The sequence below is a fragment of the Protofrankia sp. Cas8 genome (assembly GCF_963555845.1).
Lineage (GTDB): Bacteria > Actinomycetota > Actinomycetes > Frankiales > Frankiaceae > Protofrankia.
Genome location: NZ_CAUVXI010000165.1, coordinates 1 through 12396, shown reverse-complemented (window position 1 = coordinate 12396; position 12396 = coordinate 1). Strand labels below are relative to the sequence as shown.

Genomic DNA, 12396 nt, shown 5'->3' with positions numbered 1-12396 from the left:
GTCGAACGACAACCCTTATTCGGAGGCCGCTTTTAAGACCATGAAGTACTGCCCGGCATTCCCGGATAACTTCACCAGTATCTACGACGCCCGCGACTTCGCCGAGACGTTCTTCGTCTACTATAATACCGATCACCGGCATTCTGGAATCGGGCTTTACACGCCGGCGTCGGTTCACGATGGGACCTGGAAATACGTCCGGGACCGACGTCAGATCGTTCTGGACGCGGCCTATTCCGAACATCCGGAACGGTTCCACCGTGGCCCGCCCCAAGCGCCGAAGCTGCCTGGCCGAGTGTGGATCAACCGACCCCCATCCAAGATCGAAACTGAGGAGGATCAACCCACAACTTCAACATCATGATGTCTCAAAAAGCTTGACAGATTCCGGGGTCCGGGCCTGTTCCGGTCGACGGCGGACTTCTGTGACACCCGGGTGGCACCCGGCTCGATCTACGCAGTGTTGCACCGCGAAGGCTCCCGGCTGTTCCCGGACGTGATGTTCGCGGACCTGTTCGCCGATGTGGGCCGCCGGTGGGTCATCTCTCTAACTACGCGTAACACTGTGGCTGTCGGGCAGATCGGTGACGGCGAGGACGTTCGGGCCGCCGTAGCGGTCGAAGGACAGGGCGCGCATGGTGGGGGAACTCCTTTGTCGGCGGCAGGTCAGTAGCGGGCGGTAGCGGGGGCGGGCAGGCTGTCGAGTTCCTTGCGGGCGTCGTCGGGCAGGCTCAGGTCGGCGGCTGCCGCGTTCTCGTTGAGGCGGGCAGGGTTCTTGGTGCCGGGGATCGGGACGACGTGGGGGCCGAGGGCGAGCAGCCAGGCGAGGGCGACCTGCGCGGGGGTGGCGCCGAGCCGGGCGGCGATGGTCCGGACGGTGTCGACGAGGCGCTGGTTGGCGTGGATCTCGGCGGGCTGGAAGCGCGGGTTGCCGTGGCGCCAGTCGCCGGGTGGCAGGTCCGCGGTGGTGCGGATGGCTCCGGTCAGGAAGCCGCGGCCCAGTGGGGAGAACGGCAGCAGGGCGATGCCGTGGGCGGCGGTGTGGGCCAGGACGCCGTTGTCCTGTATGTCGCGGGACCACAGCGAGGCCTCGGACTGGACGGAGGCGACCGGATGGATCGCCTGGGCGCGCGCGATCTCGGCGACGGTCACCTCGGACAGGCCGAGCGCGCGGGCCTTGCCGGCTTGGACTGCCTCGGCCATCGCTCCCCAGGACTCCTCCAGTGGGACGGCCGGGTCGACGCGGTGGAGCTGGTAGAGGTCGACGTGGTCGGTGCGCAGGCGCAGCAGGCTGGCGTCGATGCAGGCGGCGATGTGCTCGGGGCGGCCGTTGCGGTGCATCGTCCGGGTGCCGTCGACGACCAGGCCGGCCTTCGTGGCGAGCACCGCCCGGTCGCGGTGGCCGGCGAGCGCCCTGCCGACGAGGTACTCGTTGGTGAAGGGCCCGTAGGCGTCGGCCGTGTCGATGAGCGTCACGCCCAGGTCCAGCGCGCGGTGGATCACCCGGACGGACTCGGCGTCGTCGCGGCCGGGCTCGTCGTATGCCCAGGACATACCCATGCAGCCCAGGCCGATCCGGCCGACGGAGGGTCCGTTATCCCCCAGAGTGGTCGTGTTCATCGGTGCCTTCTCGTTCGGAGCGCCCGTGTTCGGGCAGCGCGGTGGGTGGTCAGGCTGGTCGGTTCAGGGGAACTGCGCTCTGCCGTCGCTCGGGCAGGACGAGCACAGCCGCGTTCACGCCGGCCGGCCTTCCTCGAGCTCGTCCCACGAACCCTCCTTCTCTGCAACTTGCTGCATGCGGATGGTAAGCAATATATCAAGGTTTTGTCAAGAAACATGACCATGATGTGAAGATGGACATTTTCTCGACATCGAACCTTGGTTGAAGGCGTGAACCGTGTCGCTAACAGGGGTGTCACACGAGGGATCGAGTCGCGGTAGCCTCGGAAGGGCGTCAGCCGGTCTTCGTGCAGGTGGCACCGGGTTCTGGGAGGAGGAAGCATGCCGGCAGGGGAGTCGGTCCTTCCGTTCGAGCAACGCCTGGGCACCCTCGTCAAGCAGGCCGAACAGGCGCTGATGGCCGAGAAGAGCCGAGTCCTACACCCCTTCGACCTCACCGTGCCCCAGTACTCGGCTCTTCTGTTGCTTACCGAGAACCCCGGGGTCTCCAGCGCGCGGCTCGCGCGGCTCGTGGGGGTCACCGCTCAGGCGATGAACTCCGTGATCACGCTTCTCGAGCAGCGCGCCCTGGTCAGCCGGACCCCGTCACCCGATCACGGGAAAGTCCTGCTGATCAGACTGACCAGGGCGGGCTCGGCCCTGCTCCGTCGCGCCGACGAACAGGCCGTCGCCGTCGAGCAGCGCCTGGCTGCCGCCTTCAGCCAGCCGGACCTGGCCCGGTTTCGCGGGCAGTTGGCAACAGCCATCGAGGTGCTCGCCATGCATTGAGCCCTGGTGACACTCGTCGAACGCTGGTTCGCCGAGCTGACCAACCGCGGGCTGCGCCGGTCGACGCACCGCTGCGTCGTCGAGCTCGACGCCGACATCCGCCGGTGGATCAACGCCTGGAACACGACGTGAAACCGTTCGTCTGGACGAAGACCGCCGACCAGATCCTCGTGACCCTCGCCGCCTACCGCCAACGAATTAACGGTTCGGAGGAACTGTCGGGGAACGCGGCATCGAGGTTGATCATCTCTCCGCCCCCGTCGGGGCCGGTCACGCCCTCAGCAGGCAGGGAGTCACGCTGTTGCTCGGCGTCGGTGACCCAGCGGATCGTGTATCTGGCCATCGGGGCTCTCTGGGTCACGGGGTGGATGAGGCGTGGCGGCGCCGAACATGGTCGGGTCTCCCGCCTCGATCCGCAGCCGGTCCGCGAAGGCGCCGGCCTCGATCTCCGGGTTGACGGTGAGTACCGCCCGCCCCCACCAGCGGTCGATCACTTCGACAACCGGGCCGAGATCGAGGGTGTCGTCCGCGCCGGCGAGCGCGATCCGTAGCTCCGCCCCGAATACCTGGCGGTCCTCGGGGTCGTCCGCCTCGGATCTACTGGGAGTGGAGCAAGGAGCGGGATCGGGAACGTGGATCATTCTGGGAGGTCCAGCAGCATCCGAGGGTCGACCGGTGCGGCCTGACTGTTACTGATTCCCGCCCTGGCCTGTTCGATGATCTCCTGGACGTGTCGCTCGATCTGTTCCGGGTTGAGTCCGAGCGCCTTGCCGATGTGGACCGACCACACCTCGGACCGCAGGTTGGTCTCGAAGTCCAGGTCGGCTCGCAGGTTCTGCCGCGTCGCTTCGCGGTTCTGGCTCACCATCACGAAGGTGGACAGGAAGATCGCCTCCAGGCTGACGATCATCGTGAGCAGTCCGAACGGATACGGGTCGAAGATGCCGGCCCGCCCGAACACGCCCTCGTTCAGCAGGACCCAGACGCCGAACCAGACGGCGTGGAGATAGACGAAGGGTAGCGAGCCCGCGAACGATGTTATCGCGTCTGCCGCGCGGTCCTGCGACGTACGCATCCGGGTGAAGACGATTCGCTCGTTGGGGACCCGGACACGGGGACGGGGGTGGCCGCCTCTGGCGGCACGGTGCGGCTGGCTGTGGCCGTCAGCGGGAGAGTTCACGATACTCATACTGATGTGTGGGTACCCGAAACCTGTCCATAGGTGTTGACCAGGGGCGGGTTCAAACGGTCGTAGCGACGCTGCCGGCGTCACCCATGTCGACATCCACAACCAGGGTGGATCCCTCCTCGCACCTCGCGATGCACGCACCCCAACCCCCCTCCTTGATCCACATCCCTGGTGTCGGGCGCTCCAACTCGGCTAGATAGCGCTGATCCCTTGACCTACGCGGTTCACGTGGGCAGGCTGATGCCTGCAAGAGAGTTCTGTCTCATTTAGCTGTTTGTGCTGTTGGTGGCATGGGCGTGGGCGTCGTCGCGGGACGGGCGGTCGGTCCAGCTGGCCGCGGGGGAGAGGCGGGGCAATGCGGGTGACGGTTGACCGGAGCCGATGCCAGGGGCACGCCCTGTGCGTCCTCGCCGCGCCGGACCTGTTCGACCTGGACGACGTGGACAGCCACGCCTATGTCCGGGTGGATCCGATGCCGGCCAGCGCGGGCGAGGCGGTTCATTCGGCTGCGCAGAACTGCCCCGAGCAGGCCATCTCCGTTGCCGACTGACATTTCTGGGAGTGACATGAGCACTGAGGCCACCACGCCGCCGGTCTTCTGCGCCGCGCACCTGCTCGGTTCGTGGGACGAGCGCCATCCCCAGAGTGCGTTCGTCGAACTGGCCGGGCAGGACGCACCGGTGCGCCCGGACGGGACACTCGTGGTTGCCCGTCGCGAGGAGATGGCGGAGTTCCTGCGCCACCCGGCGGTCCGGGCGACCGACGGCGTGCATTACAACATGGGCGCCCAGCGACCGCTGATCCCGTTGGATCTCGACGGCGACCTACACCGCAAGTACCGCCGCCTGTTAGACCCGCTCTTCACCCCCAAACGGGTCGCGCGGCTCGAGGAGACGATCCGGGCCCGGACCAACGCCCTGATCGACGAGTTCGCCGACAAGGGCGAGGCGGAGCTGCTGTCCGACCTGTGCGCGACGCTGCCGACGCACATCTTCATCGACCTGCTCGGCCTGCCCACCGACGATCTGCCGATCTTCCTGGAGTTCAAGGAGGCGGTCGTCCGCCCGCAGGGCGCGACCCTCGATGAGCAGCAGGCCACCATGCGTGCGGCGGGCGAGCGGATGTACGCCTACCTCGCGAAGGTCCTCGACGAACGCCGCGCCCAACCTCCGTGTGACGATCTCATCGGCGGCTTCCTGACCGTCGAGGTTGACGGCGACCGGCTGCGCGACGCTGAGATCGTCGACATCTGCTACCTGCTGGTGATTGCCGGCCTTGATACCGTCACCTGCTCGTTGTCGTGCATGTTCGCGTGGTTCGCCGAGCATCCGGACGAGCGGCGCCAGGTGATGGCGGACCCCGCGCTCCTGGGCAAGGCGATCGAGGAGCTGATGCGCTTCGAGTCGCCGGTGCCGCTCGGCCACCGCTGGGTAACCGAGGACATCGAAGTGGCGGGCCGCCGGTTCCCGGCCGGATCCATGGTCGAGGTGGTTTGGGCGGCGGCGAACGTCGACCCGTCCGCGTTCCCCGACCCGATGACCGTCGACTTCGCTCGCCCCCACAACGCGCACGTCGGCTTCGCGGCCGGACCGCACCGTTGCCTGGGTTCCAACCTCGCCCGCCTTGAGCTCCGGGTGGCGTTGGAGGAGTTCCACACGCGCATTCCCGAGTACGAGATCACCCCCGGCGAGCAGGTGCTCTACACGAACTACGGCGTGCGCGCCGCCATCCATCTGCCGATCAGTTTCCCTGCCACCGTAATGTCTGGAGAAGCACACGATGCCTGATTTCACGCCGCTTGATTTCGAACCCGAGGGCCGGCTCTACATCGACGGGGAATTCCGTGAGGCGGCCGCCGGCGGGCGCTTCGACGTCATCAGCCCGAGCGACGAGTCCGTCGTGGGCACCGCGGCGGATGCGCAGCCCGAGGACGTCGCCGCCGCCGTGGGTGCCGCGCGGCGGGCGGCCGACGAGACCACGTGGGCCACCGACCACGCCTTCCGTCAGCAGGTCCTGCGCCAGTTACAGGACGCCCTGCGTAAGGAGGCACTGGCGGCCAAGCAGGTCCAGATCGCCGAGGCGGGCACGCCCGCTTCGAACATCGGTGCGCACATCGACGTGATGACTAGCGACATGACCTACTTCAACGACCTGATCGGCCGCTTCCCGTGGGAGACCGACGTCGGCATGCACACGGGCGTCGGCCTGCCGAGCAACCGCCGCGTCCGCTATGAGCCGTATGGCGTGGTCGGGGCGATCACGCCATGGAACGCGCCGTTCATGACCGACATCTGGAAGATCCAGCACGCACTGGCCACGGGTAACACCGTGGTGCTGAAGACGGCCCCGGACACGCCGTTGACCGGCGCGTTCATCGCCAGAGTGGCACACGAGCACACCGATCTGCCGCCGGGCGTGCTCAACGTCGTCAGCTCGCTGGACAAGGCCGTGGCGGGCGAGGCGCTGACCGGCGACCCGCGGGTGGACATGTATCACTTCACCGGTTCGCCCGGCATCGGTCAGCGGATCTACGAACGTGCCGCGGTCGGCATCCGCAAGGTCTGTCTGGAACTCGGGGGGAAGTCTGCGAATATCATCCTGGACGACGCCGATCTGGCCGTCGCCCTGCCGATGACGATCGGTATGTGCATGGCCAACAGTGGCCAGGGTTGCGCGCTCGCGACCCGGCTCGTCGTCCACGCCTCGCGCTACGACGAGGTGCTCGGCGCGCTGACCGCGGCGATCGGCGCCCTGCCGTGGGGGGATCCGACCGATCCGGCCAACGTCGTCGGTCCGATCATCAACGGTGCCCAGGTCGCGCGGATGGAAGGCCTGGTTGACCGGGCGCGCGCGGCCGGCGCGCGGGTGCTCGTCGGCGGCCGGCGGGGTGATTCGCCCACCGGCGGCAAGGGCTTCTGGTACGAGCCGACGGTGGTCGCGGACGTCGACGAGAACGCCGAGATCGCGCAGTACGAGGTCTTCGGCCCGGTGCTGACCGTGGTGCGCTACGACGGCAATGACGATGAGGCGGTCCGGGTGGCGAACAACTCCCGGTACGGGCTCTCGGCCTACATCCAGACCTCCGACCCCGAGCGGGCCTGGCGGCTCGCGAACCGCATGAAGGCCGGGACCGTCAACATCGGGCCTTCGTTCTATCTCTCGCCGGACACCCCGTTCGGTGGGTACGGCATCAGCGGTGTCGGGCGCGAGCATGGCGAGGACGGATTCCGCGAGTACTTGCAGGCCAAGACGATCGCGACCCCGGCGATAGGGGCATAAGCGGTACCGGACGGCTCGCGGGAAAGTCGGTTCTCATCACCGGATCCGGTTCGGGGCTGGGTAGGAGAGCGCTGGCGGGTGACCGCCTTCGGCGTCGGCGCACGCGCCCTCTACCCGGTCCGGGCCGGGGATGACCGGCCTCGTCGAGGCCATCCCCGCCAAATTCAAGATTTTGCTGCTCACCGCCGCGGCTGGCCGGGACGAACGCAAGTACCCCGACGCCGACCGCTACGACGTCCGCCGCCGTTTCGACAGCCACGTGTCCCTCGGCCACGGCATCCACTTCTGCCTGGGTGCGGCGCTCGCCCGGCTGGAAGGGCGCATCGCGCTGGAGGAAACCCTGAGCCGCTTCCCGACCTGGGATGTCGACCACGACCGCGCCGTCCGACTACACACCAGCACCGTGCGCGGCTACAAACGGCTACCGATTGTTTTCTGAGCCCGATCGTTTGGGTCTGTCAACAGCCTAACGGGCCGGCGGGATGTTCTGGTTGACGTGGAAGTGGTTTCCGGGGTCGTACCGGGCCTTGACCTCGGCGAGCCGGTCATAGTTGCCGCGGTAGGAGGCGCGGACCCGGTCGGCTCCCTCTTCCATCATGAAGTTGACGTAGGCGCCGCCGGCCGACGTCGGGTGCAGATCCTGCCAGTACCGCTTCGCCCAGTCGCTGATGAGGTCGGCATTGGCCGGGTCCGGGTCGACCCCGACGATGACCCCGGCCCAGCCGCCGTTGCGATAGGCGAACGCAGTAGCGTCTTCGGGTACCCGCATCGCCGCCCCATCGATGGGATAGAGGTGCATGGTCGAGTGACCGGTGGGCAGCATGGCGCCGTACGTGAGGTGCACGTCGATGGCCTGCTCGGAGATCTCGTTGAAGAAGTCCGCGCGCCAGTACCACTGCAGGCCCGCCGGGTAGAGGCCGTCGAACGCGCTCTGCAGCACCGTGAAGGGCATCGGGCTGAGACCGACGAGCAGCGGTGAACCGAATTCGCGGATTGGGGCCAGCACCTCGTCGACGGAGTCGTGGGAGCCCGTGTAGCACCAGACGATGGCGCAGGTCTTGCGACCCCACAGGTGTTCGGGAAACGGCGGCGCGGGTGGGATCGTGATCAGGCCGAGCCAGCCGCTCAGTTCCTCGGGAAGCGAGGGCAACAGCTCGCGGTACCACCGCATGACCTCGGCGGTGTCCGCCAGGTCGTACAACACCGGTCCGCCGATGACGACGCCATGGTCGCCGATCTCGTGGCAGGCGAAGCGGAACGAGGTGACCACGCCGAAGTTTCCACCGCCGCCGCGCAGTGCCCAGAACAGATCGGGATGGGACGTGGGGCTCGCGGTGACGAAGGTTCCGTCGGCAAGCACCACGTCCGCCGACAGCAGGTTGTCGACTGTCAGGCCGAACCGCCGGGTCAGGTAGCCGACCCCGCCGCCGAGGGTGAGTCCCCCGACTCCGGTCGACGCGATGAAGCCCGATGGCGTGGCCATCCCGAATGCCACCGTCGCGTGGTCGACGTCGCCCCACGTGCAGCCGCCGTCCACGCGCACCGTGTGGCCGGCGGGATCCACCGTCGTGCCGCGCATGGTGGACAGGTCGATGACGAGCGCGTCGTCCCAGACCCCGAGCCCGCCGGCGTTGTGCCCGCCGCCGCGCACCGCGAGATCGATTCCGTGCTCGCCGGCGAACCGGACGCAGGTGATGACGTCGGCGACGTCGACGCAGCGGGCGATCGCCGCGGGTCGACGGTCGATCATGGCGTTGTAGACGGCCCGTGCCGAGTCGTAGGCCGGGTCGCCGGGCCGGATCGTCGGCCCACGCAGGGTCGCGGCCAGCTCGGCGTAGTCGGGTCCGGACTGTTGCCCGGCCCGGGAGGATGAGGTCGTCCCGGTCATGGTGTCGCCCTTCGGTACGGCGGCGGCTCCCCTGCGAGTCGCCGGCTGACGGTGACGCTAGACAGGGGGGCGTTCGCTCAGCGTTCGCCCCGACCACCGACCACCGGGGGCGCGAACGCCGCTGTCCGGATTGCGAACACCCCGGGCGGCGAGGTCGGCGTCGCACCGCGCCTGCAACGTCTGGCTGAGCTGGTCGGCGGCGAGGTCGGTCGCCCGGCGCAGCATCGGCACGGCGATCTGGTCCGGTTCCAGGCTGGCGCGCATGCGCAGGACCTCTGGCAGCCACCAACGGTCGTCGTGCTGCTGCGCCGCGAGCCGCGCCGCGTCCAGGATGCCGCGTGCGGCATCGGCGCGTCCGCAGCCGATCTGTACCTCCGCGAGCAGCGACAGCCAGTACGACATCCGGGTGTGCGCTCCCTGCGTGCGCAGCCGGCTGACCGCCTCCTGGATTGCGGCGACACCATCCTCGCCGCCGGTCGCCCAGCCGGTGAGGATGGCGGCCCACTCGCGGTAGTAGGCGAACTCGTAACGTCGGCAGAGTTCGTCCAGCTCCTTCGCCGCCCTGGCCAGTGAAGCACGGTCTCCCCGGAGCTGATGCGTCATCGCCGCGTAGGCCAGGGCCACCGCGAGACTGTAGGGGTGGTCGGCCGCCCGGCCTCGCTCGACCGCCTCGTCGCAGCGGGAGACCGCTCGGGCGTCGTCGCCGAGCAGCCAGTGCGCATGAGCGGCCCAGGCCATGGCGTGGACATCGGTGCGGGTCCCTACGATCAGCGAGACGGCGCCTGGTGACAGGTTGTAGGCGCGGTCGAAGTGGGTGATCGCGGTGGCGTGCCGGCCGACGCTGGTGGCCGATCCGGCGTAGGCGAAGTGCGCCTGTCCGGCGAGGTCAGGGTCGGCTTCGGCGAGTGCGAGCGCACGCGCCGCCAGCTCGTGGGCCTGCGCGGTGTGACCTTGGACGAAGCGGACCGTGAACAACCCGATCAGGCTGGCCAGCAGCGCATGCGGGCGAGCCAGCCGCTCGGCGAGGGTGGCCGAGCGTTCCAACGTGGACTGCACCTCGGGCGAGGCATAGCCGTGCACCGCGTTGAGCGGCCCTGTCATCGCCTGGGCCACGTCCAGTTCGCGTCCGTCGCGGTCGAGCCCAGGTGGCAGCTGGGCGATCAGCTCCAGGCACCGGGCGTGGTGGCGGCTCGCCTCCGCGTTCGCGAATACTCGCGTGGCCGCCTCGGCGGCCCGGCCGAAGTAGTGCAGGGCGCGATCCGGTCGTCCGCCGCGGTCGTACTGCTCGGCGAGCTGCGCGGCCGCCTCGTTGACGTCGGTCGCGTGGAGCAGCTCGAGTCCCTGGGCCAGGCGGCGATGCAGCAACCATCGGCGCGGTGGGCTGACCAGCTCGTACGCGGCGTCGCGCAGCAGGTCGTGGGAGAAGTCGTAGCCATCGCCCTGTTCGGTCACGATCCGGCGCCGCCACAGCTCGTCCACCGCCTGCACCAGTGCGTCCGCGTCGAGATCGCTGGCCTCGCACAGCAGGTCCAGGCTGAAGTCGCGGCCGAGGGCGGCGGCGAGCGCGGCCACCTCGCGAGCCGACGGAGACGACTGCTCCAGCCGGCGGTGCAGGATGGCCCGCAGGTTGGGCAGCGCCACCGGTTCGCCGGGGGCCGGCGAGCCGTGCGCGGCCTCCACCACGAACAGCGGATAGCCTCCCGTGGCCGCATGCAGGACCCCCGCCTCCGCCGCGGTCACCGGGCGGCCGAGCAGCGACGCCGTCAACGCGGCGGTGCCGGTGGAGTCCAACGGCGCCAGGGAAAGGTCGGTGACCAGCCGCGCCGATCTCCACGCCCGCAGCGACGCGGCGACCTCCGCGTTGCGGTCCAGTTCATCCGCCCGGACCGTGGCGGCGACGAGCAGTGGGGCGTGGCCGGCGAAGCGGAGCAGGAAGGTCAGCCAGGCCACCGTCTCCTGGTCACACCACTGCAGGTCGTCGAGCACGAGCAGGGTCCGACGCCCGGTGGACAGCACGGCCCGGGCGAGCCCTTCGAAGAACCGGTGGCGCTGCCAGGCGTCTGCCATCGCGTGCGAGCCTGACTGCGCCGACTGCGCCCGTCCCGCACCGGTGGCCGGCGCCACCACGCCCGCCTCGGCGACGTCCGTGGACGCCTGCGGCACCAGCCGCTCGACCTCCATCCGCCACACCGGGTCCAACCGTTCGACGCCCGGCTTGAGGTCGCCGGCCCGCAGCCACTCCGCCACCGGTGCGAGTGCGAGACGCCCGGCCAACCCGAAGCACCGCGTTGTGGCGACGGCCGCCCCGCTGTCGCGGGCGATGGTGGCAAGCTCGGCAACCAGCCGGCTCTTGCCGACCCCCGCCTGCCCGGACACCACCACCAGCCCACCGCGCCCGGCGGCTGCCTGTTGCCACTTGCTCACCAGCAGTGCCGCCTCGCCGTCTCGGCCGACGAAGCCCGCCCCGGCCGCACCCGACCGTCTGGGCCGTCGATCCGTTGGCACCCGGTCGGGTTGCGGTGCGCCGCGCCGCCCGAACAGCCGCTCGACCACCCTTGTGGTCTCCGGGCCGGGGCTGACCCCGAGCTTCTGCTCCAGCACGGATGCGCAGCGGTGGTAGGTCCGCATCACGGCCCCGCGGTCCCCGGACTCGGCCTGCAATTCCATCAGGACGCGGTACCCGACCTCCTCCAGCGGCTCCAGCTCGACGCGACGCCGGGTGACCTCGATCGCGCGGACGCGGTCGCCGGATGCGCGCCACCCGCGGACGGCCTCGTCGCACAGATCCGTGCATTCCCGGCACAGCAGCTCACGCTGATCGAGAACCCAGTCGTCGTACATCCCGGGCAGCAGGTCGCCTCGGTACTCGGCGATCGCCGCCGCCGCGTGACGCAGGAAACCGGAGTGGTCACCTGCCGACCGGGCCGCGGCCGCCGCCAGCCGCTCCGTCCGGAAGACGCGGACGTCGACCCGGCAGGTCGGGGTGTCCCGCCAGGTCAATGCCGTCGGTTCCACCACCAGGGAGGGGACTTCACCTATCGCGAGGCGCAGGTTGTGCAGCTCCCGCCGCAGGTTCGTGCGCGCCTGGGCCTCGCCTGAGTCCGGCCAGAAGACGCCGGCCAGGTGCTGTCTGCTTTGCGCGACCTCCGCGTGCAGGACGAGGTACGCCAGCAACGCGATGGAGCGCGGCGACGGCGAGCGTCCCCCGACCCTCGCCCCACCCGCGACGCGCTGTTCGCTCAACAGCCGTACGTCCAACATGGCGAGAACCCTCTCCGGCTCCTCGTACCCATGATCCTGGCACCACATTCTCGCCCATCGGCTCGGCTTCAGGACGTATCAGATCTGGTGGTCGGAGTGACCCTGGGGCGATGCGCGGCGGCATCGGTCGTCTCCGTGGTGTACCGTCCGCAACCTTCGAAGCGAGCAGGAGAGACCCGGGTACCTCCATGGCGTGGTGGCACACTGGTCGTGGCGAAGCCATCAGGAAACCGTAGTTCTGCCGACGTCCCAGCTCCACGCACCTCGGCCCACGCCGACGAGGACCGCCAGTGTCGAATGCCCGATCGACTCGCGCCGTACCGGCACGTAG

10 protein-coding genes and 2 pseudogenes are annotated in these 12396 nt (G+C 69.1%); 7 read left to right on the top strand and 5 right to left on the bottom strand.

Annotated elements, in window-relative coordinates; all coding sequences use genetic code 11:
• A partial coding sequence (locus U9977_RS20040; RefSeq protein ID WP_416210708.1) for an integrase core domain-containing protein occupies positions 1 to 364 on the top strand: 364 nt, incomplete at its 5' end.
• A 302-nt stretch (positions 365 to 666) separates the two neighbouring features.
• On the opposite strand, the gene U9977_RS20035 is transcribed toward U9977_RS20040, so the two are convergent.
• Positions 667 to 1620: an aldo/keto reductase gene (locus U9977_RS20035; protein ID WP_322750823.1), complete on the bottom strand. Its 954-nt coding sequence runs from the start codon at positions 1618 to 1620 to the stop codon at positions 667 to 669.
• Between the two features lie 381 nt (positions 1621 to 2001).
• Here U9977_RS20035 and U9977_RS20030 point away from each other — a divergent pair, with 381 nt between their 5' ends.
• Positions 2002 to 2448, top strand: a complete 447-nt coding sequence (locus tag U9977_RS20030) for a MarR family transcriptional regulator (protein ID WP_322750822.1) — start codon at positions 2002 to 2004, stop codon at positions 2446 to 2448.
• 6 nt (positions 2449 to 2454) lie between these two features.
• A pseudogene (locus U9977_RS20025) lies at positions 2455 to 2657 on the top strand (IS630 family transposase); the annotation flags it as partial.
• A gap of 84 nt (positions 2658 to 2741) precedes the next feature.
• On the opposite strand, the gene U9977_RS20020 reads toward U9977_RS20025, so the two are convergent.
• Both U9977_RS20020 and U9977_RS20015 read right to left on the bottom strand, forming a co-directional pair.
• Positions 2742 to 3089: a DUF6247 family protein gene (locus U9977_RS20020; RefSeq protein ID WP_322750821.1), complete on the bottom strand. Its 348-nt coding sequence runs from the start codon at positions 3087 to 3089 to the stop codon at positions 2742 to 2744.
• A complete protein-coding gene (locus tag U9977_RS20015; protein WP_322750820.1) occupies positions 3086 to 3637 on the bottom strand; it encodes a DUF1003 domain-containing protein in 552 nt (183 codons plus the stop codon). Before U9977_RS20015 ends, U9977_RS20020 begins: the two co-directional genes overlap by 4 nt.
• 355 nt (positions 3638 to 3992) lie before the next feature.
• Between U9977_RS20015 and U9977_RS20010 the strand changes: the two genes are divergently transcribed.
• The 4 genes and pseudogenes from U9977_RS20010 to U9977_RS19995 all read left to right on the top strand — a co-directional run.
• Positions 3993 to 4187 carry a ferredoxin gene (locus tag U9977_RS20010; protein WP_322750819.1) on the top strand — a complete coding sequence of 65 codons (195 nt, stop codon included), beginning with the start codon at positions 3993 to 3995 and terminating at the stop codon, positions 4185 to 4187.
• A 16-nt stretch (positions 4188 to 4203) separates the two neighbouring features.
• A complete protein-coding gene (locus U9977_RS20005) occupies positions 4204 to 5424 on the top strand; it encodes a cytochrome P450 (protein WP_322750818.1) in 1221 nt (406 codons plus the stop codon).
• Positions 5417 to 6916, top strand: a complete 1500-nt coding sequence (locus U9977_RS20000; protein WP_322750817.1) for an aldehyde dehydrogenase family protein — start codon at positions 5417 to 5419, stop codon at positions 6914 to 6916. The genes U9977_RS20005 and U9977_RS20000 overlap by 8 nt, the downstream gene beginning before the upstream one ends.
• A 151-nt stretch (positions 6917 to 7067) precedes the next feature.
• A pseudogene (locus U9977_RS19995) lies at positions 7068 to 7355 on the top strand (cytochrome P450); the annotation flags it as partial.
• A 27-nt stretch (positions 7356 to 7382) separates the two neighbouring features.
• Here the strand turns inward: U9977_RS19995 and U9977_RS19990 are convergent.
• A complete protein-coding gene (locus U9977_RS19990) occupies positions 7383 to 8804 on the bottom strand; it encodes an FAD-binding oxidoreductase (protein WP_322750816.1) in 1422 nt (473 codons plus the stop codon).
• 57 nt (positions 8805 to 8861) lie between these two features.
• The gene (locus U9977_RS19985) at positions 8862 to 12065 is read right to left on the bottom strand and encodes an ATP-binding protein (protein ID WP_322750815.1); all 3204 of its coding nucleotides are present in this window, start codon (positions 12063 to 12065) and stop codon (positions 8862 to 8864) included.
• Between the last annotated feature and the right edge of the window lie 331 nt (positions 12066 to 12396).

Bases quoted from the DNA above. Each gene is read 5' to 3' on its own strand.
- U9977_RS20035 (WP_322750823.1), bottom strand. From the start codon at position 1,620: ATGAACACGACCACTCTGGGGGATAACGGACCCTCCGTCGGCCGGATC.
- U9977_RS20030 (WP_322750822.1), top strand. From the start codon at position 2,002: ATGCCGGCAGGGGAGTCGGTCCTTCCGTTCGAGCAACGCCTGGGCACC.
- U9977_RS20020 (WP_322750821.1), bottom strand. From the start codon at position 3,089: ATGATCCACGTTCCCGATCCCGCTCCTTGCTCCACTCCCAGTAGATCC.
- U9977_RS20015 (WP_322750820.1), bottom strand. From the start codon at position 3,637: ATGAGTATCGTGAACTCTCCCGCTGACGGCCACAGCCAGCCGCACCGT.
- U9977_RS20010 (WP_322750819.1), top strand. From the start codon at position 3,993: ATGCGGGTGACGGTTGACCGGAGCCGATGCCAGGGGCACGCCCTGTGC.
- U9977_RS20005 (WP_322750818.1), top strand. From the start codon at position 4,204: ATGAGCACTGAGGCCACCACGCCGCCGGTCTTCTGCGCCGCGCACCTG.
- U9977_RS20000 (WP_322750817.1), top strand. From the start codon at position 5,417: ATGCCTGATTTCACGCCGCTTGATTTCGAACCCGAGGGCCGGCTCTAC.
- U9977_RS19990 (WP_322750816.1), bottom strand. From the start codon at position 8,804: ATGACCGGGACGACCTCATCCTCCCGGGCCGGGCAACAGTCCGGACCC.
- U9977_RS19985 (WP_322750815.1), bottom strand. From the start codon at position 12,065: ATGTTGGACGTACGGCTGTTGAGCGAACAGCGCGTCGCGGGTGGGGCG.